This is a genomic window from Glutamicibacter nicotianae, assembly GCF_006539525.1.
GTDB lineage: Bacteria > Actinomycetota > Actinomycetes > Actinomycetales > Micrococcaceae > Glutamicibacter > Glutamicibacter nicotianae.
On the sequence record NZ_BJNE01000002.1, the window covers coordinates 297,723 to 317,842 of the forward strand.

Annotated in this window: 20 protein-coding genes; 14 read left to right on the plus strand and 6 right to left on the minus strand. The window is 63.9% G+C overall.

Translation table 11 applies throughout. From position 1 onward, the window contains the following. The first annotated feature begins 74 nt into the window (after nucleotides 1-74). The 3 genes from ANI01nite_RS04150 to ANI01nite_RS04160 all read left to right on the plus strand — a co-directional run bounded on the left by ANI01nite_RS04150 (nucleotide 75) and on the right by ANI01nite_RS04160 (nucleotide 3,601). A complete protein-coding gene (locus ANI01nite_RS04150; protein ID WP_170214563.1) occupies nucleotides 75-1,424 on the plus strand; it encodes an SH3 domain-containing protein in 1,350 nt (449 codons plus the stop codon). 203 nt (nucleotides 1,425-1,627) lie between these two features. Then, on the plus strand, nucleotides 1,628-2,398 hold the full coding sequence (locus ANI01nite_RS04155; RefSeq protein ID WP_141356255.1) for a CPBP family intramembrane glutamic endopeptidase: 771 nt from the start codon (nucleotides 1,628-1,630) through the stop codon (nucleotides 2,396-2,398). Nucleotides 2,399-2,401: 3 nt separating this feature from the next. Further along, nucleotides 2,402-3,601 (plus strand): MFS transporter, encoded by a 1,200-nt coding sequence (locus ANI01nite_RS04160; RefSeq protein ID WP_218024302.1) that lies wholly within the window; start codon nucleotides 2,402-2,404, stop codon nucleotides 3,599-3,601. Nucleotides 3,602-3,643: 42 nt separating this feature from the next. Here the strand turns inward: ANI01nite_RS04160 and ANI01nite_RS04165 are convergent, their stop codons facing one another. Next, entirely contained in the window at nucleotides 3,644-4,477 is an 834-nt protein-coding gene (locus ANI01nite_RS04165; protein ID WP_255314401.1) for an MBL fold metallo-hydrolase, read from the minus strand. 190 nt (nucleotides 4,478-4,667) lie between these two features. On the opposite strand from ANI01nite_RS04165, the gene ANI01nite_RS04170 reads away from it, so the two are divergent. Continuing rightward, nucleotides 4,668-5,972 (plus strand): MATE family efflux transporter, encoded by a 1,305-nt coding sequence (locus tag ANI01nite_RS04170; protein WP_141356449.1) that lies wholly within the window; start codon nucleotides 4,668-4,670, stop codon nucleotides 5,970-5,972. Nucleotides 5,973-6,060: 88 nt separating this feature from the next. Here ANI01nite_RS04170 and ANI01nite_RS04175 read toward each other — a convergent pair whose 3' ends face one another. Continuing rightward, nucleotides 6,061-6,696 (minus strand): GntR family transcriptional regulator, encoded by a 636-nt coding sequence (locus ANI01nite_RS04175; protein WP_073706942.1) that lies wholly within the window; start codon nucleotides 6,694-6,696, stop codon nucleotides 6,061-6,063. Nucleotides 6,697-6,820: 124 nt separating this feature from the next. On the opposite strand from ANI01nite_RS04175, the gene ANI01nite_RS04180 reads away from it, so the two are divergent. The 6 genes from ANI01nite_RS04180 (at nucleotide 6,821) to rraA (ending at nucleotide 12,538) form a co-directional block, all read left to right on the plus strand. After that, entirely contained in the window at nucleotides 6,821-8,140 is a 1,320-nt protein-coding gene (locus ANI01nite_RS04180; RefSeq protein WP_170214564.1) for an MFS transporter, read from the plus strand. 33 nt (nucleotides 8,141-8,173) lie between these two features. Then, nucleotides 8,174-9,394, plus strand: coding sequence for an alpha-hydroxy acid oxidase (locus ANI01nite_RS04185; RefSeq protein WP_141356257.1), 1,221 nt, complete (start codon nucleotides 8,174-8,176; stop codon nucleotides 9,392-9,394). 56 nt (nucleotides 9,395-9,450) lie between these two features. Next, nucleotides 9,451-10,044 carry a DUF308 domain-containing protein gene (locus ANI01nite_RS04190; protein ID WP_170214565.1) on the plus strand — a complete coding sequence of 198 codons (594 nt, stop codon included), beginning with the start codon at nucleotides 9,451-9,453 and terminating at the stop codon, nucleotides 10,042-10,044. A 38-nt stretch (nucleotides 10,045-10,082) separates the two neighbouring features. Then, entirely contained in the window at nucleotides 10,083-10,376 is a 294-nt protein-coding gene (locus tag ANI01nite_RS04195; protein ID WP_223308794.1) for a hypothetical protein, read from the plus strand. A 90-nt stretch (nucleotides 10,377-10,466) separates the two neighbouring features. Continuing rightward, a complete protein-coding gene (locus ANI01nite_RS04200) occupies nucleotides 10,467-11,978 on the plus strand; it encodes an amino acid permease (protein ID WP_141356261.1) in 1,512 nt (503 codons plus the stop codon). Nucleotides 11,979-12,061: 83 nt separating this feature from the next. Next, entirely contained in the window at nucleotides 12,062-12,538 is a 477-nt protein-coding gene (gene rraA / locus ANI01nite_RS04205) for a ribonuclease E activity regulator RraA (RefSeq protein ID WP_141356263.1), read from the plus strand. A 16-nt stretch (nucleotides 12,539-12,554) separates the two neighbouring features. On the opposite strand, the gene ANI01nite_RS04210 is transcribed toward rraA, so the two are convergent. Both ANI01nite_RS04210 and ANI01nite_RS04215 read right to left on the minus strand, forming a co-directional pair. Further along, the gene (locus ANI01nite_RS04210; RefSeq protein ID WP_038993088.1) at nucleotides 12,555-12,863 is read right to left on the minus strand and encodes a hypothetical protein; all 309 of its coding nucleotides are present in this window, start codon (nucleotides 12,861-12,863) and stop codon (nucleotides 12,555-12,557) included. Between the two features lie 112 nt (nucleotides 12,864-12,975). Further along, the gene (locus ANI01nite_RS04215) at nucleotides 12,976-13,545 is read right to left on the minus strand and encodes a CGNR zinc finger domain-containing protein (protein WP_038993089.1); all 570 of its coding nucleotides are present in this window, start codon (nucleotides 13,543-13,545) and stop codon (nucleotides 12,976-12,978) included. A 114-nt stretch (nucleotides 13,546-13,659) separates the two neighbouring features. Here ANI01nite_RS04215 and ANI01nite_RS04220 point away from each other — a divergent pair, with 114 nt between their 5' ends. The 4 genes from ANI01nite_RS04220 (at nucleotide 13,660) to ANI01nite_RS04235 (ending at nucleotide 17,924) form a co-directional block, all read left to right on the plus strand. After that, on the plus strand, nucleotides 13,660-14,637 hold the full coding sequence (locus ANI01nite_RS04220) for an EamA family transporter (protein ID WP_141356265.1): 978 nt from the start codon (nucleotides 13,660-13,662) through the stop codon (nucleotides 14,635-14,637). A 131-nt stretch (nucleotides 14,638-14,768) separates the two neighbouring features. Further along, complete coding sequence (locus ANI01nite_RS04225) at nucleotides 14,769-16,292, plus strand: GMC family oxidoreductase (protein ID WP_141356267.1); 1,524 nt, start codon at nucleotides 14,769-14,771, stop codon at nucleotides 16,290-16,292. Between the two features lie 154 nt (nucleotides 16,293-16,446). Beyond that, nucleotides 16,447-16,899: a MarR family winged helix-turn-helix transcriptional regulator gene (locus ANI01nite_RS04230; protein ID WP_141356269.1), complete on the plus strand. Its 453-nt coding sequence runs from the start codon at nucleotides 16,447-16,449 to the stop codon at nucleotides 16,897-16,899. Further along, nucleotides 16,896-17,924, plus strand: coding sequence for an FUSC family protein (locus ANI01nite_RS04235; RefSeq protein ID WP_141356271.1), 1,029 nt, complete (start codon nucleotides 16,896-16,898; stop codon nucleotides 17,922-17,924). The genes ANI01nite_RS04230 and ANI01nite_RS04235 overlap by 4 nt, the downstream gene beginning before the upstream one ends. Before the next feature lie 16 nt (nucleotides 17,925-17,940). Here ANI01nite_RS04235 and ANI01nite_RS04240 read toward each other — a convergent pair whose 3' ends face one another. Together ANI01nite_RS04240 and cycA are read right to left on the minus strand one after the other, a co-directional pair. Beyond that, nucleotides 17,941-18,264, minus strand: coding sequence for a 4a-hydroxytetrahydrobiopterin dehydratase (locus ANI01nite_RS04240; protein WP_083586714.1), 324 nt, complete (start codon nucleotides 18,262-18,264; stop codon nucleotides 17,941-17,943). 161 nt (nucleotides 18,265-18,425) lie between these two features. Beyond that, entirely contained in the window at nucleotides 18,426-19,928 is a 1,503-nt protein-coding gene (cycA, locus tag ANI01nite_RS04245) for a D-serine/D-alanine/glycine transporter (RefSeq protein WP_141356273.1), read from the minus strand. Between the last annotated feature and the right edge of the window lie 192 nt (nucleotides 19,929-20,120).

The window sequence follows — 20,120 nt, forward strand, 5'->3', positions numbered from 1 at the left end:
CAATCTCGCTCGAACCGGGAACGGCTTTGCGCAGGACACCATCCAATCCGTGCCCAATGGAAGATTCCACCGCCGTGAAAACACAGTTCAGTTCTCCGCGACGATTCGCCGTTTCAACTGCCAGCGCACTGCTGGCCGGTGCGCTGGCCTTGGGCGGCCTGGTGCCGGCCGGCGCCGCGCAGCCGCACCCGGTTGCACAGCAAGCTGCGTCTGCCCAGCCTTCCGCGTCGCTATCGGCCCCCGGAGCACTGCAGGTGCCTGCCGCCAACCGTGTAGTGCAGGTCAAGACCACCAGCAAGCTGAACATGCGCTCCGGTTCCAGCACCAAGCACCGCGTCATCCTAACCATCCCGAAAAACAAGACGGTCACGGTCAAGTCCCAGGCTTCCAACGGCTGGTACCAGGTCACGTACAACAAGAAGACCGGGTGGATTTCCAATGAATACGCCAAGGTCACCAAGACCTCCGGCACCGGCAAGACGCCGAAGCGGGCGAAAAGCGTGAAGCTCTGGGTCACCCCGGAATCGACGATGAATATCCGCAAGGGGGCGGGAACCGGGCACAGTGTCGTCGGGAAGATCAGCAAGGGCCAGCCGGCCTATGCGACATCCAAGGCAGCCAACGGCTGGTACAAGATATCCACCCAGGGTAAGACTGGGTGGATCTCCGGCGCCTACGTCACTACCTGCTCCAAGGGATGCGCCATCGATGCCGGCCCGTACACCACCAACCGCGCAGGCCTGACGGACCGCTACTTCGCCAAAACTTCCGGCGCAGACCTGTTCGCCTCGGTCAAGGGCAAGAAGCGCATCGGCGACATCCCGAAGAACTCGATCGCCTATCGCGACAAAGCGTGGGAAAAGAAAGCCGGCCCGGTCTCCGGCTGGTACTACATGCGCACCCAAGGGGCAGATGGCTGGATGAAAGCCTCGGCACTGAAACGCAGCACCAATGCCAAGACCAGCAACACCGCGAAGACCACCCGGGCCACAGTACTGAAGCAAGCCAATGGGAAGCTGCCCTCCTCGATGCTGGTGGCCCTGCACTGGGACAAGGAGAAAACGCTGATCGCCGCCCCGGCCGCTGCAGACCTGGGCAGGTTGAACGCCGCCTTCAAGAAGAAATTCGGGAAGAACCTGGATATCGATCTGGCCTACCGCACCCTGGATACGCAGCAGCTCCTCTATCAGGAGCTCGGCCACTACATCGCGGCCAAACCGGGCACCTCGAACCACGGTTGGGGATTGGCCATCGACGTGCCTGAGACCTTCAACTACTCATTCAAGGGCAAGTACTACAAGTGGCTGAAAGCCAACTCCAAGAAATACAACTGGATTCACCGGAAAAATCTGGAAGAATTCCGCGCCAACGGAAGCAGGAATCCGTACGCCGAAGCATGGCACTTCGAATATGCGGGCAACTGAACTCAGCAGCATGAGCCATCATGACGCATTCTTGATCTTGGATGCCTGGCCAAGATCACTGCAGAATTCCGCGGAACATTTGTCTTGGATCTCGGCCCGCTCCGCTCGTTCGCTGACCACACCTGCGAGGTCTTCGGTTTCGCTTGCGTGCGTCAAACCCCAAACACAACGGATCCCCAGCCGAGGCAGATAGGCTAGGGGATATGCATCAGCTGCCTGACTACCCGAACTATCCTGTTGTTCCCCGACGCAGACAGCGTGTATTCGATGCAGGACCGTTCACCAAGGGCGACCTCTGGACCGTCATTGCCTACCTCGTCTTCTTTGTCGGCGGCGCGGCAGCCCTCATCGGCTTGATCCCCGGCTACATGAGTGCCTTCTCGACCCAGGAACAGGCGTTGTTCGGGATCAACCTGATCCTGTATGTCACCTTCTTCATTCTTGCGATGATCCAGTGCGGGGCGCAGTTCTTCGAATCGTTCAAGACCATGCGGTACTACCCCTGGGCCAAATGGCTGATGCTGCCCGGAGGCTGGTTCCTGACCATCATGGTCAACGGGGTCATCGCCGCATTGACCGGCGAGGTGGTCACCAGCGAGAACCAGGCAGCCCTGGAATCCATGGCCGGAACCGTGCCGCTGCCGGTCATGCTGGTAGTGACCGCGTTCTTCGGCCCCTTCGTCGAGGAATACCTGTTCCGCCATCTGCTCATCGGCAAGCTGTCGCGCAAGCTGAACGTCTGGCTGTGCGCATTGATCTCCACGGTGCTGTTCGCCAGCATCCACTTCATTGGGGCCGGCATCGGATCCTGGCTTGAAGTGGTGCCGTACTTCATGCTGGGCGTCATGATGGCCGTCGCCTACATCCTCAGCGGCAAGTCGCTGGCCTACTCCTACATGCTGCATGTCATCAACAACACCGTGGCGCTGCTGGTGGTCTACCTGATCTACCCGCTGCTTCCTACCGGGGTCTAGGCAGTGGCATTTACCGGGCTCGAACCGAATACCCCCGCCTACCGCGGCATGCTGCTGGCGCTTTTTGCCGGGGGTGTCGCCACCTTCTCCCAGCTGTATGCGGTGCAGGGGCTGCTGCCCGTGATCGCCAGCTACTTCGAGATCACCTCCTCGCGAACAGCGTTGGCCGTGTCCTCGGCAACCCTGGGGCTGGCGTTGGCGGTGACTCCCTGGGCGATCATCTCCGACAGGGTCGGGCGCCGCAAGGTCATCAGCATCGCACTGGTCTCTTCGGTTGCCCTGGGAATGCTCAGCTGCCTGGCGCCAAGCTTCGAGTTCCTGGTGGCGATCCGCTTCTTCGAAGGCATCGCCTTGGCCGGGGTGCCCGGCTCGGCACTGGCCTTCCTGGTCGACGAGGTCAACCCGCGCGCCGTAGCGGTTGCCAGCGGCACCTATATTTCCGGCACCACCCTGGGCGGGCTGGCCGGCCGCTTGGTTGCCAGCTTTGTCGCAGACCCCGCCGGCTGGCGCTGGGGCATCGCTGCCGTGAGCATCATGGCCGGCCTGGCGACGCTCTTCTTCCTGCTCAAGGCGCCCAGCGCGCAGGGCTTCGCTCCCATCCGGGACCAGAACTTGGGCAGCATCGCCAGGAAATTCGCGCAGGCGTTGCGCGGCAAGATGGCGCTGGTCTATGCCCAGGGCTTCCTGCTCATGGGCGGCTTCGTCGCCGTCTACAACTACCTGGCATTCCGGCTGGAAGCACCGCCCTACCTGATCCCGGCCTCGTGGGCGGCACTGGTCTTCCTGGCCTACCTGTCGGGGACCTACACCTCGGTGGCCAGCAGCAAGCTCGTGGCCAGGGCCGGACGACGCAATACGCTGCGCCTCAGCATCCTGCTCAGTGCGTTCGGCCTGCTGCTGACGCTGGCCGGGAACCTGGTTGTCATCATCGCCGGGCTGCTGATCTTCACCGCCGGCTTCTTCGCCGCCCACGCGGTGGCCAGCGGGTGGGTTCCGGTGCTGGCAACCGGAGCCCGCGCCCAAGCCTCCAGCCTGTACAACCTGTTCTACTACGTCGGCTCATCGCTGCTGGGCTGGCTCATCGGCATCCCGTTCCTGCACTACGGGTGGGCCAGCGTGGTGCTCTGCGTGGGAGCACTGCAGGTGGTTGCCCTGATCCTGGCCTCCTTGCTGTCCAGGACGGATCCATCCCTGCGCCGGTAAATCATATTCCGCACACGGAATACTCATTTTCTTCGCAGATGATCAGGTCAGATGGTCGAATTCTCCAGATGCCCAGCGTGCATAGCGTTCGGCCGAGAACTGCACTACCCGGTGCGCATCGGCCCGGATGCAGGAAGCGAAGTTGTTGTAGAGGCGGTCGAATCTCTCCGGTGCCAGCGTCGCGGACAAGCGCCGAACCACTGCAGCAGAGAGCGGAATGCGGTTGGGATAGCTGCGCAAGAACGTCACATTGCCATCGGCCACGGGAAAAATCGCGTCACCGGCCAGCAGGACGCCACGGCCATCAGCGCCTGCTTCCCAGACGGCCACCGTGCTGCCCGGGAAGTGGCCGCCGAGCTGCATCAGCTTGATCCCGGGCAGCACGTCAAAGGGCTCGGACCAGGCGGTTATCACGTCAGACGAATACTGAACCCACTCCTTATCCTTCTCGGCGACGAAGATCGGCGCATCGCCCAACGCCTGGCTATACTGCTGCTGCACCCCGTACATATGCGGATGGCTTGCCACAATCGCCGCGAGTTTCCCGCGGCTCTTGAGCCAGTCAATGATCTCGCCGGTAATCAGCCCCGGCACATCGAAGAGCAGGTTGCCCCCGGTGGTCTCCACGAGCAGCGAGCTTTGGCCAATGCCAATCTCCGGAGAGGATATGGCGTTCAGCCCTGGTTCGAGGGAGGTGATGGTCAGCTGGTGCCCGGCCGCTGCCAACTCCTCGGTGCGCACCCAGCGCTGGGTGCCCCCGGGAAGGTATTGGCGTTCATCGGCGCAGATAGGACACAGGCCGGCAGGTTGCGCGCCCGGCGGGAACTCCACTGCGCAGCCTGCGCACTGCCAATGGCCGATCTGTTCTTCTCCCATGGATGAATCCGTCTTCTATTGAGGGTGATGGTTGCGTCTTGCTCGCCATCCAACCTAGTACCAGCCCCGGATGCAGGAAAGAGGACGGCCTCTGCAATCTCCGCACCCGGGACGCAAATGGTGAAACTGCACGCCGCTTCGTAGAGTGGGGGTTGTGAATCCTTCAACCCCCACCGAATCCCCGCGGAGCATGGGCCGGCAGATCCTTGCCCTGGCCGTTCCCGCGCTGGGCGCGCTGATTGCCGAGCCGCTGTTCCTGATGGCTGACTCGGCTATTGTCGGCCACCTTGGCGTGGCCGAGCTGGCCGGCGCCGCCCTGGGCACCACGGTGCTGCATACGGCGGTGGGACTGATGATCTTCCTGGCCTACGCCACCACCCCTGCAGTGGCCCGCGCCCTGGGTGCCGGCGATCCGGGCAAGGCCATGGCCGCAGGCCGCGACGGCATGTGGTTTGCCGTCGTCCTCGGCCTGGTGCTGTCGCTGGCTGGATATTTCGGTGCCGGGAGCCTGGTGCGTTTGATGGGCGGCGAGGGGGAAACCGCGCAATTCGCCGTGGACTACATCAACTATTCGATGCCCGGCCTGACCGCGATGCTGCTGGTCCTGGCAGCCACCGGCGTGCTGCGCGGCATGCAGGACACGAAAACGCCGCTGGTCGTGGCCACCGTCGGCTTCGGATTGAATATCGTCCTGAACTTCATCCTGGTCTACTGGGCTGACATGTCGGTAGCGGGTGCCGCGCTGGGAACTTCGATTGCCCAGTGGATGATGGCACTGGTGTATTTGTGGATGATCCTTCCAAGGGTCAGGGCTCAAGGGATCTCCCTGGCACCGAGCTGGTCCGGGTTCATTTCCACCGGGCAGGTCGGCTCCTGGCTGATGCTGCGCAACCTGAGCATGCGCGCGGCCTTGCTGCTCACCGTTCTGGTGGCCACCAATGCCGGCACCCAGACGCTGGCCGCGCACCAGCTGGTCTTCACCATCTTCAGCTTCCTGGCCTTCGCGCTGGACGCTTTGGCCATCGCGGCCCAGGCCCTGATTGGCCAGGAGCTGGGCCGCGGGGATGCCGAACAGGTCCGCAAGCTTACCGGCATCATGAGCCGCTGGGGCATCTACTTCGGCGTGGCCACCGGCATCCTGCTATTTGCCACGTCGTGGGTTTTCCCGATGATGTTCACGCAGGATGAGCAGATCCGCCAGCTGACCACCATCGGGCTGTGGGTGCTGGCGTTGTCCCAGCCGTTGTGCGGCCTGGTGTTCGTCCTGGACGGGGTGCTCATTGGAGCCGGCGATGCCCGCTACCTCGGCTTGGTCGGTGTGCTGAACCTAGTGGTCTACGCACCGATGCTCTGGGTGATCCATGTCTTCGCGCAGGACGCCACCTCGGCGATCTTGTGGATCTGGGTAGCCTTCGCCCTGGGCTACATGGCGGCTCGCGGTGTGACCCTGTCCCTGCGGGCCAAGAACACCGCATGGATGCGGCTGGGCAGCTGATGGCCGGCCACCTGGCCACCCGATGCCGGTTGCTCCAGGAGCTGCGGCGCCCGGTCAAAGTCCGTTTGGCAGTCGGTGGGCTCGGCGGCTAGTGCTGGCCGAGCATGGCGGTGCGGATGGATTCCAGGTGCAGCGCCATGGCCTCGGTGGCCGCGGCTGGATCTGAATTCTGGATGGCGTTGAAGATCGCCCGGTGCTCGGCCAGCTCGTCCGATTGGGACATGTACGGCTGCATGGAAGGCAGTACGTAGTGGGCGCGGGCGGTTTGCGCGAAGCAGTTTTCCAGGCTGGCTACCAGGCGCGAATTGCGCGAGGCCGCCGCCAGTTCGCTGTGGAAGCGCTGGGCCGCATGCATGGAGGCGATGGGATCGCTGACCGACAGCTTCTCCTGGGCCTCCAGATGACCGGCCAGGGACACGACGAGCGCCGCCGAGTGCATGCTGGCCACCTGTCCGGCCACATGCGGTTCGAGCAGGCTGCGCAGCTCTAGGACTTCGTAGACATCGTTCAGCGAAATGGCGCACACCAGATAGCCCTTCTTGGGCAGGATCTGCAGCAGGCCTTCGCTGGTGAGCTGGCGCAGGGATTCGCGTACCGGGGTTTTGGAGACGTCGAATTCCTGGGCGAGGGCCGGCTCGATGATCAGGGTGCCTGGGGCGAGCTCCCCGCGGTTGATGCGTTCGCGCAAGGTGATGGTGAGCTGTTCGGAGAGTGAGCTGGCCATGATTCTCCGATTCTCCTGCGCGTAATGTAGCTACCTGATCTAGGTGCCGTTCTGGGCAACACTCTAGTCTGGGATGAAATATATTTCAGGAATCTTACGTGAACACTACCTCATCGCAAGGACTATGACTGTGCCGATCACCCAGAACTCAGCCAGCGGGCAGCAAGCGCGCAACCGGCGCCGAGCCCTGTTCGCCTCCGTCTTCGGCACGGCCATCGAATGGTACGACTATGCGTTGTATGGAGCGGCCGCGTCGGTGGTGATCGGCCCGCTGTTCTTCTCCGGGGCCGGTGGCTCGGCGGCCTCCATCGCCTCCTTTGCCACCTTCGCGGTGGGCTTCGTAGCCCGCCCGCTGGGCGGAGTGGTCATCGGGCATCTGGGGGACAAGTTCGGCCGCCGCCCAGCGATGCTGCTCTCGGTCATCCTGATGGGCGTCGCCACCGTGGGCATCGGCCTGGTGCCCACCGCGGCCAGCTGGGGCGTATGGTCCGTGGGCCTGCTGGTGCTGCTGCGCCTGATCCAGGGCTTCGGCGCCGGCGCCGAGCTGACCGGGGCAATGACCCTGGTAGCCGAATACGTGGAGCCGAAGAAACGCGGCCTCTACACCTCGCTGGTGCTCGCCACCCCTCCGCTGGGCATTGCTCTGGCCACCGTGTGCTTCTTCCTGGTCTCGCTGGCCGGCGACGAGGCCTTGCTCGGCTGGGCCTGGCGCATTCCCTTCCTGATCTCGGCGCTGCTGTTCGTGGTGGCCATCTACATCCGCAACAAGCTGGAGGAAACCCCGGACTACGCCGCGGCCATGGCCTCGGCCCGCGCCAGCCAGCAGCAGGCCAAGCTGCCCATCGTGCAGGTGTTCGCCGGGCACTGGCGCCGGGTCATCCTGGGCTTCCTGGCCATCACCGGGCACAATGCGGTGAACTACATCCTCGCGGTCTTCGCGCTGAGCCTGATGGTCAGCAGCGGCATGGAACGCAGCCAGGCGCTGCTGGCGGTCACCCTGGGCTCGCTGGTCTCCGTGGTGCTCACCCCGGTGGGCGGCTGGCTGGCTGACCGGTTCGGCGCCTCCAAGGTGCTGGCTGCTGGAAACATCTCCGGCCTGGTCCTCGCCTTCCCGATCTTCGCCATGGTCTCCACCGGCGAATTCGCCTACGGGCTGCTGGGCATCGCCGCCGGCTACGCACTGGTGATTCCGTGCACCTCAGGTGCCCAGGGCGCATTCCTCACCGAGCTGTTCCCCGTTTCGATCCGCTTCTCCGGGATCGCCCTGGCCCGCGAACTGAACGGCGCCATCGTCGCCGGACTCTCGCCGCTGATCGCCGCCGCGCTGCTGCAGGCAGGCAATGGCTCCATCGTGATGCCGGCCGGCTACCTGGCCCTGTGCTGCCTGTCCTCGGCCGTGGCGATCTCCATCGGCACCCGCGCGAGCACGCGCAACCTGTACTGAACCAACGCATTTCCACCGAAGAAGGAACAACCAATGGGTAACCTCAAGCGCCAACTGCCGGACGCCGCCGAACTGGTCAGCCTGATGAAGTTCAAGCTCCCCACCACCGATCGCCGGGCCGCCCGCCTGGCCAGCGCCGCTGACCTCTGGGATCTGCGCAGGATCGCCAAGCGCCGCACCCCGGCCGCGGCCTTCGACTATGTCGACGGCGCCGCCGGCCGAGAGATCACCGCGAGGCGCGCCCGCGAGGTATTCGACAACGTCGAGCTGCTGCCGCGCATCCTGCACGGCACCGCGCACTCGGACCTGTCCACCACCATTGCCGGTGCGCCATCGGCGCTGCCTTTCGGCATCGCGCCTACCGGCTTCACCCGCTTCATGCACTCCGAGGGAGAAATCGGCGGATCCAGGGCTGCCCAGAAGGCCGGGATTCCCTTCAGCCTGTCCACCATGGGCACGCGCTCCATCGAGGAAGTCGCCGCGGCGGCACCGGAGGGGCGCAAGTGGTTCCAGCTCTATCTGTGGAAGGACCGGGAGAAGTCCAAGGCGCTGGTGCAACGCGCGGCCGCGGCAGGCTTCGACACCCTGCTGGTGACCGTGGATACCCCGGTAGCCGGTCAGCGCCACCGCGATGCCCGCAACGGCATGAAGATCCCGCCCGAGCTGACGCTGAAGACCGTCTTGGATGCCTCCTACCGTCCGGAGTGGTGGTACAACTTCCTCACCACCGATTCGCTGAAGTTCGCCTCCCTGTCCGATACCTCGGCAGACCTGCCGACCATCATCAACTCCATGTTCGATTCCTCCTTGGACTTCGAGGACCTGAAATGGATCCGCGAACTGTGGAAGGGCCAGCTGTTCGTCAAGGGCGTGCTCACCCGCGAGGACGCCGCCAAGGCAAAGGCTGCCGGTGCTGATGGCCTGGTGGTGTCCAACCATGGCGGACGCCAGCTGGACCGTGCGCCGATTGCCTTCGAGGCGCTCAGCGAGGTGCGCGCCGAAGTCGGTGAGGGCATGGAAATCATCATGGATTCGGGCATCATGTCCGGTGCGGACATTGTGGCCGCGCTGTGCGCCGGAGCCGATTTCGTGCTCATTGGCCGCGCCTACCTCTACGGCCTGATGGCTGGCGGCGAGGAAGGCGTCAGCCGTGCCATCGAATTGCTGGCCAAGGAAGTGGAAGTGAATATGCAGCTGATGGGCGCTGCCAGCATCAAGAACCTGGACGAGTCGCTGATCCGCCGCCGCCGCTGATGTGATTAACCCCGGGCGAAGTGGCGGTTAGTTCTATGAGCGGTAGAATAGAGATTGTGCCTGCACCAAAAACCACCCCAGTCCAAGCTTCAGATGTCTTCCGCCCAGTGTTCCTGCGCGGTCTGGCAGCCCTGGCCTATGCCCTGATGTCGATTTTCTGGATCGGCGCAGATGAGAAGGTCGTGACCTACTCGACGGCAGCGTTCCTCGTTGTCACTGGCGTATTCATGTGGCAGTACGTATCGGTGGAAAGCGCTCCTGAGAAGTCGCGCGCCCCCTACGCACTGGGTGCTGGACTGATGCTCATGGCTGGCATCGCAACCATCTTCGTCAGCTCGATCACCTGGGTTGGCTACGTGGCAGCGTTCGCCTTCCTGGCAGCCGGCATTGCCGAACTCGTGGTCTTCGCCAAGCTCCGCGAGGCCTTCCCGCCGTTCAGGAACCAGCTGGTGACCGGCGCGGTGGGCGTGATCTTGGCCATTTCGCTGTGCTTCAGCGGCGGCCTGGATGCACACGCATTGTTCGGCCTGATTGGCGGCGGCACCATTGTTCTCGCGGTCTTCGCGCTGATTGCAGCCTTCGGCCATCGCCACGAGATGAAGGCGGCCGCACCGGCCACGACCAATACCCCGGACCAGGACAACAACTAGTCCTCAGGTCAGCAGCAAGAGTAGAAACGGAGTTTCTGGTGGGAAACAATAAGAAGAAGCAACCGTGGAGCCAGTCAATCAAGGGCCCACTGAGCTTCTCGCTGATCTTGGGCCTTGTCTCCGGCGTGGTCGGCCTGATCAGCTCCACCGGCGGATCGCAGAATCCACTGCGCTTCGACATCGGCTTGGCGGCCTTCGGCATCGCCTTCGTCGCCAGCCTGCTGGTCATCTCGGTGTTGACCATGGCAGCCAAGGAAAATGATCCTGACCTTGGAAAGGGCACCGGGGTCAACCGATCCTCTGCCAATCCGGACAAGAAGTTTGAAGACTGATAATAAAGCTTAGCCACGCGGCATGACGCGCTGGGACTGTCCATCCACAGATAGTCCCAGCGCGTTGTCGTTTGCCGGGTCGGCCAATCGATGCGAAACGCCTCCAGCACGCACCAAGGATTTCGAGTGAGCAGCACGAGCAACACAGAGCAGCACAGCCATACCCCATTGGGCACGCAGCTGCGGCGGCGCAAATCCATCCAGGCGATGGCCAACGATGCGGCGGACAACGCCGGACTCGGAACGCTCAAGCGCTCGCTGGGTGTCACCCAGCTGGTCATGATCTCGGTTGGCGCCACCCTGGGCACCGGCATCCTGGTGATCCTCGGATCAGCCGTTCCGGTCGCCGGCCCGGCGATCTGGATCGCCTTCGTGCTGGCCGGCATCACCGCACTGCTCTCGGCGGTGTCCTACGCCGAAATGGCCGGCATGGTCCCGGTCTCCGGCTCCAGCTACTCCTATTCCTATGCCACCTTGGGCGAAGGCATGGCCTGGGTGTGCGGCTGGTGCCTGGTTCTGGAATACGCGGTGTCCGCGGCCGCGGTGGCGGTAGGCGCCGGGTCCTACGTGAACCAGACCCTGGAGATTTTCGGCCTCGCCTTGCCGCAAGCACTGGCCGCCGGCCCGGGCGAGGGCGGCATCATCAACCTCTCGGCACTGATTGTGGTCATCTTGGCCACCTTGCTGCTGGTCCGCGGTGCCCGTGAATCGGCCTTGGCCAACACCGTCATGGTGATCGTGAAGATCGCCATCCTCGTCTTCTTCGTGGTCGTCGCCTTCACCGCTTTCAATGCCGGCAACTTCGCGCCGCTGCTGCCCATGGGCGCCGCGGGCGTGACCGGTGCTGCCTCCATGGTCTTCTTCTCCTACATCGGCTTCGATGCCGCCTCGACCGCTGGCGAGGAAGCCAAGAACCCGCAGAAGGATCTGCCGCGGGCCATCATGATCGCCATGGTGCTGGTGACCGCCATCTACGTGCTGGTTGCCGTGGCGGCCATCGGCGCCCGGGAATGGGAGTGGTTCGCCGATTCGGAAGCCGCCCTGGTGCAAATCGTTTCAGAGATCACCGGGCAGAAGTGGATTGTCCTGGCCTTCGCCCTGGCCTCGGTGATCGCGATCGTTTCGGTGGTGCTCACCACCCTGTACGGCCAAACCCGCATCCTGCTGTCCATGGGCCGCGATGGCCTGATCCCGCGCTTCTTCGCCAAGGTCTCGCCGAGCACCCGCACCCCGGTCATCGGCACCTACGTCACCGGCGCGGTCGTGGCCATTGCCGCCTCGCTGATCCCGTTGGGCCAGCTGGCCGAAGCGACCAGCATCGGCACCCTCTTCGCCTTCTCGCTAGTGGGCGTCTCGGTGATCTACCTGCGCAAGACCCAGCCCGATATCCCGCGCACCTTCCGCGTCCCGCTGTATCCGGTGACTCCGATGCTGGGTATCGCTGCCTGCCTGTTCCTGATGTTCAATCTGGCCGGGATCACCTGGCTGGTCTTCGGAATCTGGATGGCCGTGGGCGCCGCGATCTATCTGGCCTATGGCCGGCGCAATTCGCGTCTGGGAGCGTTGGACTCCAAGGCGTATGAGGCGGAGCTGAACCTCTAAACCTTTCGTCATGCTCTGGGGTTGCGTGCGCTGAGGGCTAAGCTGTGTGGTGGACCACTATCGCAGCTCATGAAGGAAGCGACATGCACCAGGAACCGATCAGCACCGCCGACCTCTACGACCAGCATGGAGATGCGCTGCAGTCCGTCTCCTTGCAGTTCCAGGACTTTGGCGGGCGGCTGTCCTTCTACGGGCCGGCACGCACCGTGAAGTGCCATGAGGACAATGGCCTGGTCAAGGAAATCCTGAGCTTCCCGGGCAACGGCGCGGTGCTCGTGGTCGATGGGGGAGCGTCCCTGCGCTACGCACTGATGGGCGACATGATTGCAGAGAGCGCTGAAGCCAATGGCTGGGCCGGGGTCATCATCAGCGGCGCCGTGCGCGACCGGGCCGCACTGGCCGAACTGGAGCTGGGCATCAAGGCGCTGGGCAGCAACCCGCGCAAAACCGTCAAGCGCTCGCATGGCTCAGTGGACGAAGTCATCAGCATCGGGGACGTGAACATCCGTCCCGGCGCGATGGTGTACGCGGATATCGACGGGATTCTCGTCGAGCACTGATCGCCGACCGGCGCCGCTAGGACTTGTCGCCGGCGCCTTCCCACTCCGCCTTGAACTCGTCGGTGCTCAACGTTTCCAGGTCCTCGCGGATCTGGACGACCAGACGTTCAGCCTCCTCGAGGCTGGAGGTCGTGATGCGCAGGACTACCGAATCGTCTTGGCGCGAATGCACGACAACCTGCGGCTCATTCGCTTCGTATTCGGCATCGCCCAAGGCTGCCGATGCCAGGGCTACAACCCAGCGGGCGGCGGCTTTCAGCGGGCCGCTCTCAGCAGCTTCGATCCGAGCCTCGTAATCATCCGAAGCGTGGGTTTCCTGAGTCATGGCCTGCCCCTTCCACTACTGCAACTGCCGGTGTCCCGGTTGTGTGTTCATCATATGGCCCGCGCAAGGCAAAAGGCGAGGAGCATCGCCCAACTCGATTCAGGCCGGACGCTCAGCGGGCGGGCAGCTGCTGGCCCGAGCGCTTTGACGCCTTGCGCGCACGGTAGGCGCGCACATGCTCGCGGTTGGCACAGTTGCGGGTATCGCAGTACAGCTTGGAACGGTTGCGCGACAAATCCAGCAATGCCGCCTCGCAGTCCTTGGAGGCGCAGATGCGCAGCCGCTGCAAACCGCCGGAACGGATCACCTCGGCCAGCGCCATCGCGGCATCCACCGCCATCCGGTCGTAGAGCGGGGTGCTGTTGGTGGTGGCGTGCAGGTGGTAGCCCAGCGATTCGCTCTTGATCAGCTGCGGCTGGGCGTTGGCGTTGCGCAGGATGGCATTGACCCGGAACACCGATTCCTCTTCGGTGCCGATCCAGATGTTCTTCAGCTGGGAACGCAGCTGGCGGATGGAACGCAGCTCCGCCTGGTTGTGCGCGCGTGAGCCGTCGAAGTTCTCCGCGTCGAGGAACTCATCGAGATCAGCGACGGTGGAGAGCATATCGACGATTTGCACCTCGGTATTCAGCAGATTCACCACGGTCTTCAGCGACGCTTCGATATCTGGGGCAAAGGTCATAATTCGTTCCTGGAGGGTGGGTGGATTGACTGCCACTCAAGCCTAACCGTATCGTCATGCTCATACCCCCATTTGCCCCTGAACGGGGCATGAAATTCTGCGCGAAAGACCCTCATGAGCGACCTGCCTACCCCCGGTGCGCCTGCAGCTTCCACCTACGCTGCGACCAGCCAGCCCAGCCAATCGAAGGGCATCTGGATTGCACTGGCCTCCTCGGCCGCCTTCGGGTTGTCGGGCTCCTTCGCCAAGGGGCTTTTCGAGGCCGGTTGGAGCCCTACCGCCGCGGTAGCCGCCCGCATGGCCGGCGCGGCACTGGTGCTGGCCATCCCGGCGCTGCTGGCAATGCGCGGACGGTGGGTGCTGCTGCGCACCAACTGGGTATCGATTGTGCTCTTCGGACTCTTCGGGGTGGGCGCCTGCCAGCTGTGCTATTTCCTGGCGGTGCAGCGATTGGATGTGGGCGTGGCCCTGTTGCTGGAATATCTTGCGCCGGTGCTGATTGTGCTGGTGCTGTGGGCCAGGCACCAGAAGCGCCCGTCCGTGGCGACCATCGCCGGAACCCTGCTGTCGCTGGCTGGGCTGGTAGCGGTGCTCGACCTGACCGGTTCGACACGTATCGATCCGATTGGCGTGCTCTGGGGACTGGGCGCGGCCATCGGGCTGACCGTCTACTTCTTCATCAGCGCCAAGGTTGATGGCGCGCTGCCGCCGATCATGCTCTCTGCCGGGGGCATGGCAGTCGGTGCGCTGACCATGCTGGCCGTGGGAGGACTGGGCATCCTTCCCATGCACTGGGCTCCCGGCACTGGCTCTTTCGCCGGCTTCGAGACCCCGTGGTGGCTGGCACTGACCGGGCTGATCCTGATCGCCACCGTGTTCTCCTACACCACCGGCGTGATGGCCGCGAGGGAACTGGGATCCAAGGTGGCAAGCTTCATCTCATTGACCGAGGTGCTCTTCGCGGTGCTCTGGGCCTGGCTGCTGCTGGCCGAGCTGCCCGGTGCGGTGCAGCTGTTCGGCGGCCTGCTGATCGTGGGCGGAGTGGTCCTGGTCCGCATCGACGAATTGCGAGCGGCCCGGATCCGCAAATAGCCGAAGCGGCCCCAAGCGGATACTGCGCACGCGTTGCCAATTGCTGTGCGCACGATGACAATGGAAAACCTGCTGACCTGTACAGACTGGGATGAATACATTTCGCAGCACCTCACGGTGGAGGAGTTTCCATGGGCAGCAAGTCGGTCATTGTCGTCGGAGCAGGTTCAGCAGGTGCGGTCGTCGCGCGCCGGCTGGTGGACGCGGGAGCGCATGTGACCTTGTTCGAAGCCGGGTCCGAAGACACCAACCCGGCCATCCATGACCTCTCGCGCATGGGCGAACTGTGGCATAGCAAGGACGACTGGGATTATCACACGGTCCCGATGGCAGGGGCCGCCAACAAGCCGATGCACTTGCCTCGTGGCAAGGTGCTCGGCGGATCGCACGCGCTGAACGCAACCATCTGGGTGCGCTGCGCACCGCAGGACTACGACGACTGGGCCAAGGACTGCGGCGAGCAGTGGGCCTGGAAGAACGTCTTGCCGATCTACAAGGATATCGAGAACTTCTCCGGCGGCGCCAGCAAGTTCCACGGCACCGAAGGGCTGGTGCCGGTGGACAACGACTACGAGCTGGATGAAATCCACCAGTCGATCATCGACGCGGCAGTGCAGTCCGGCATCGAGTTCAACCCCGACTACAACGGCGAGCAGCTGGACGGCGTGTCCAAGGAGCAGATCAACGTCGTTGGCGGCGAACGCATCAACACCTGGAAGGCCTACCTCAAGCCGGTGCGCGAGCGTCTTGAGATCATCACCGACGCCGAAGTGCACTCGGTGATCCTGGAATCCGGCACCGTGGTGGGCGTGCGTTATCAGAAGGGCGGGCAGCTGCAGGAGCTGCGCGCCGATGAGGTGGTGCTCAGCGCCGGCGCCTTGGGCTCCCCGCAGATCCTCCTGCGCTCCGGAATCGGCCCGGCGGCCGAGCTCCAGGCCGTGGGCGTCGAGCCGCTGCATGAGCTGGACCAGGTGGGCAAGAACCTGCATGACCACCTGCTCGCCCCGGTCATCGCCGAAACCACTACCCGGGACATTCCTGCCCCGCGCACCGGGGTCTCGGTCTCGCAATCGCACATGTTCTCCCGCTCCCGCGCAGACCTGGACCGCCCGGACACCCAGCCGATTTTCTTCGCCGTGCCAATGTACTCCCCGGGCATGGAACCGATCGAGGGCACTGCATTCACCCTGCACTCCGGAATCGTGACCCCGCACAGCCGTGGAGAAATCACCCTGAGCGGACCTGGACTGGAAGATCAGGTGAACATCGATTTGAATGCCCTGGATGATCCGCGGGATCTGGAGGCGTTCGTGTACTCGATGAAGCAGTGCCGAGCGATGGTCCAGCAGGACGCCTTGGCCCAGGACTGGGGTGCCCGGGAGGTGTACCCGGGCAATGAGGTGAAGAGCGATGAGCAGCTGGGGGAGTACATCCGCAACAACGTGGTGACCTACCACCACCAGGTAGGTACCTGCCGCATGGGCGCCGATGCGCAGGCAGTGGTGGATCCGCAGCTGCGCGTCCGCGGCCTGGCCGGCCTGCGCGTCATTGATGCGTCGATCATGCCGAAGATCACCACCGGCAACACCAACGCCCCGGCCATCCTCATCGGCGAGATGGGAGCCAAGTTCCTGGTGGCAGACCTGGGGCTCTGAACGGCGGGGAGGCCAAGCCAAATCGTCCACCCGTCCCGCTGGATGGTGTTTGAGCAGAACGGGTGGGCGATGATGGCCGTCATTGCCATGTGAGATTCATCGATAAAACGCTTCTTTTTGAAATCGTTTCGAAATGAAATGATATTTTGGGGGAATGGCTGAACACCAGATTCCCCAGTACCAATGGAACTCTCTGAGCTATCTCACTGCCCGCGCCGGACGCATCGGCACCCAGGAGCTGACCGAGCTGATGGAATCCGAGTCCTTGACCAGGCATCATTTCACCATCATCTGCGCGCTGGAGGAGTTCGGCGGCATCTCGCAGAATGACCTGGCGGCACGCTCGAATCTGAACCGTGGCCACCTGGTGGCCTACCTCGACGAGCTGTCCAGTCGCGGCATCCTGGAACGCAACGTCGATCCGGAAGACCGCCGCCGCAACCTCATTACGCTGACCGCCGCAGGCAGGAAGTTCGCTGCCCGGGCGATGGCCGCCGCCGAGCACAGCGAGGCCAAGGTGTTTGGCGCCTTGGATGCGCAGCAGCAAGTCCAGTTGCGCACCTTGCTCCAGCTGGTTGCCGCCCAGGACGGGGAAGCGCAGCAGTGAAACGCCATCTGAAGGAAGTCATGCAGCGCAGCGTCATCGTGGCCCCGCACCGCCCGTCGCTCATCCCGGCATCCAAGGCGACGCTCAGCCTGGCCGTGCCGCTGATCCTCGTGGCAAGTGCTGGCCGGCTGGACTGGGCAATGTACGCCGCATTCGGCGCTTTCTGCGCGGTCTTCGGCCGCTTCGATGCCTATGCGCCGCGTTTCTGGCAGCAGCTCTCGGCAGGCATCGTGCAGCTGCTCGCCATGCTGCTGGGCACCTACTTCTCGCTCATCGATGCGCCGTTCCTGGTGCGCGCGCTGGTGCTGGCAGTTATCGGCTTCGGCGCCAACTACGTCTCGCATGCAGCACGCTGGATGCCGCCAGGACCAATCTTCGCGGTCTTCGCCGGCGGGGCCTGCCTGAGCCTGCCGGCTACCGTGGACAACTTCACCGGGGTGCTGCTGGCCGGCGGCGGCACGATGGTCTTCAGCATGCTGCTGATGCTGGGCCTCTCGCTGCGCAAAGCGAACCTGCGCCATACCCTTGGCTCCGGATTCACCTGGGATCCCAGCGACCGAGCCATGCCGGAGTCGCTGCAGATGGGTTCGGGCGTGCTGCTCGCTGCAGTCATCGCCTGCCTGGTCGGCGACGGCCACTGGTACTGGGCCAGCCTCGGCGCGATCGCTGCGGTCACCGGCATCGATGCCTATGCGCGCGTGGCCCGCGGGCTGCAGCGCTGCGTGGGCACCTGCCTCGGGGTGGCGCTGGCTGCCGTGGTTTTCGCCTTCGATTCCCCGCTCTGGGTGGTCCTGGCCGCCGCGCTGGCCTCGCAGTTCATCATCGAGCTGGTGATCCTGCGCAACTATGCGGTGGGCATGGTCTTCATGACCATCTCCGCGCTGCTCATGGTCCACCTGGTCAGCCCGGAACCGCCTTCGTCGCTGCTCATCGACCGGATATCCATGACGGGGCTCGGCGCGGCCGCGGGTGCGGCGCAGAGCATCATCATTTCCATGATCGCTTCCCGACGCCAGCGCAGCTGAACAGGGGAGGCGACGGCTACTGATTGCCGGTGATCACCTGGGCATCGAGCTTGCTGGCTTCGATGGAGATGTGGCGGGCCAATTGCATCTCGGGCGCTGAGAGCCGCTCAGGCTGGTTGGGCGCCAGACGCAGCTCCACGGTGGTGATCCGCCAATCCAGATGCGGATGCCGGTTGTCTTGCTCGGCACGCAAGCCCACCTGGACTATGAACTGCAGGGCAGTGCTGGAGGAATCGAAGCGGTAGGCGGCCCGCAGCCCCCGGTCATCACGCATCCAGTCGGGCAAGTCCGCCGGCACCTGGCCGGATTCGATGCGCGGCAATGGACCCGTTGATGTCATGGTTCTTTCCTCCTGAGGCAGCTGTTCGAAGGTAGCCAGCGCTTGCTGGCTGAACCAATGATGGCATCAATCCTGCAAGCGGCAATAGCGATCCCAGCGAGCACGCAGAAAGGCCCCGGCAAGATGCCGGGGCCTGGGCTGCGCAGCCGGTGCGTGCAGTGCTACTGGTGCACGTTTTCGTTGGCCCGCGGGGCAGCTTCCTGCTCGTGAGTGGCGAAAGACTTCGCGTCACGGTAGGCGGCCGCTTCGTAGCGTTCATGCGCCACCTTGGCCAGGTGCGCGGCGCGCAGCTCCTGGTGCTGCGGGTTGCGGCGGATGTACAGGTAGCCGGCGCCCAGGACCAGGAACCAGGCCGGGGTGATCAGCAGGGCGGTGAAGGTATCGGCCTGCGTGGTCAGCGCCCAGATGATGAAGCCGAAGAAGCCGAGCACCACATACGGCATGAGAACTCCGCCTGGCACCTTGAACTTCGAGGCATCGTGCAGGTGCGGGCGGCGGGCCCGGAAGACCAGGTAGCTGAGCAGGATGATGGTCCACACGAACATGAAGCACAGGGCCGAGACGGTGGTGACCAAGGTGAAGGCGCCCATCACCGAGTCGCCGCTGTAGAGCAGGGCGACGCCGGCCAGCAGGAACATGCAGGAGAACATCAGCGCGTTCTTCGGGACCTTGCGTCCGGAGAGCTTGGCGAAGCTCTTCGGGGCATCGCCTTCCATGGACAGGCCGCGCAGCATCCGCGAGGTGGAGTAGATGCCGGAGTTGGCGCTGGAGGTGGCGGAGGTGAGCACCACGAAGTTGATGATGCCCGCGGCGCCGGCCAGGCCGGCCAGGGCGAACATGCCCACGAATGGGGAGTTCTCGGCGGAGAACAGGTTCCACGGCTCGACCATCATCAGGATCAGCAGGGCGCCGACATAGAAGAACAGGATGCGCACGGGAATCGAGTTGATCGCCTTGGGCAGCGTCTTTTCCGGGTCCTTGGTCTCGGCTGCGGTGGTGCCCACCAGCTCGATGCCCACGAAGGCGAACACGGCGATCTGGAAGCCGGCGACGAAGCCCATGAAGCCGGTGGGGAACATGCCTCCGTGCGCCCACAGGTTGGCGAAGGAGGAAGTCGTGCCGTCGTGCTGGAAACCGGTGATGATCATGACCAGGCCGACCACGATCAGCGCGCCGATGGCCACGATCTTGATCAGCGCGAACCAGAATTCGGTTTCGCCGAAGGCCTTCACGGTGGCCAGATTCAGCACCAGCAGCAGTGCGATGCATGCCAGGGCCGGGATCCACAATGGGAGGTCGCCCCACCAGAAGGCGACATAGTGGGCGATGGCCACCACATCGGCGATGCCGGTGACTACCCAGCAGAACCAGTAGGTCCAGCCGGTGAAGAATGCCGCCCATGGGCCCAGCAGGTCGCCGGCGAAATCGGCGAAAGTCTTGTATTCGAGGTTGCTCAGCAGCAGCTCGCCCATGGCGCGCATGACGAAGAAGAGCATGAAGCCGATGATCATGTAGACGAAGATGACCGACGGGCCGGCGACCGAAATGGTCTTGCCGGAGCCCATGAACAGGCCCGTGCCGATCGCGCCGCCAATGGCGATCAGCTGGATGTGTCGATTGGAGAGCCCGCGCTCGAGAGTGGGGTCAGAACTGGTGGTACTCATGCTGGTTGCCTTCCAGGAGTGTGGCGTGGCGCCCCGAAGCTGATCTGCCTCCAAGCCGGGTTGGCTTGGAGTGCAGTCTCGCTTCGATGAACACTTCCGTTTCGGAGCAGTCCAGCAGGCTTGCCCGGGACGCTGCGCAAAGAGCAGGGACCAGGCCAGCCACGGGGAGTACCTCGAATCCGGTGCGCTCGG

Excerpts from the sequence above, each read along its gene's own strand:
- ANI01nite_RS04155 (WP_141356255.1), top strand. The coding sequence starts at position 1,628 with ATGCATCAGCTGCCTGACTACCCGAACTATCCTGTTGTTCCCCGACGC.
- ANI01nite_RS04165 (WP_255314401.1), bottom strand. The coding sequence starts at position 4,477 with ATGGGAGAAGAACAGATCGGCCATTGGCAGTGCGCAGGCTGCGCAGTG.
- ANI01nite_RS04170 (WP_141356449.1), top strand. The coding sequence starts at position 4,668 with ATGGGCCGGCAGATCCTTGCCCTGGCCGTTCCCGCGCTGGGCGCGCTG.
- ANI01nite_RS04175 (WP_073706942.1), bottom strand. The coding sequence starts at position 6,696 with ATGGCCAGCTCACTCTCCGAACAGCTCACCATCACCTTGCGCGAACGC.
- ANI01nite_RS04180 (WP_170214564.1), top strand. The coding sequence starts at position 6,821 with ATGACTGTGCCGATCACCCAGAACTCAGCCAGCGGGCAGCAAGCGCGC.
- ANI01nite_RS04185 (WP_141356257.1), top strand. The coding sequence starts at position 8,174 with ATGGGTAACCTCAAGCGCCAACTGCCGGACGCCGCCGAACTGGTCAGC.
- ANI01nite_RS04200 (WP_141356261.1), top strand. The coding sequence starts at position 10,467 with ATGCGAAACGCCTCCAGCACGCACCAAGGATTTCGAGTGAGCAGCACG.
- rraA (WP_141356263.1), top strand. The coding sequence starts at position 12,062 with ATGCACCAGGAACCGATCAGCACCGCCGACCTCTACGACCAGCATGGA.
- ANI01nite_RS04210 (WP_038993088.1), bottom strand. The coding sequence starts at position 12,863 with ATGACTCAGGAAACCCACGCTTCGGATGATTACGAGGCTCGGATCGAA.
- ANI01nite_RS04215 (WP_038993089.1), bottom strand. The coding sequence starts at position 13,545 with ATGACCTTTGCCCCAGATATCGAAGCGTCGCTGAAGACCGTGGTGAAT.
- ANI01nite_RS04220 (WP_141356265.1), top strand. The coding sequence starts at position 13,660 with ATGAGCGACCTGCCTACCCCCGGTGCGCCTGCAGCTTCCACCTACGCT.
- ANI01nite_RS04225 (WP_141356267.1), top strand. The coding sequence starts at position 14,769 with ATGGGCAGCAAGTCGGTCATTGTCGTCGGAGCAGGTTCAGCAGGTGCG.
- ANI01nite_RS04230 (WP_141356269.1), top strand. The coding sequence starts at position 16,447 with ATGGCTGAACACCAGATTCCCCAGTACCAATGGAACTCTCTGAGCTAT.
- ANI01nite_RS04240 (WP_083586714.1), bottom strand. The coding sequence starts at position 18,264 with ATGACATCAACGGGTCCATTGCCGCGCATCGAATCCGGCCAGGTGCCG.
- cycA (WP_141356273.1), bottom strand. The coding sequence starts at position 19,928 with ATGAGTACCACCAGTTCTGACCCCACTCTCGAGCGCGGGCTCTCCAAT.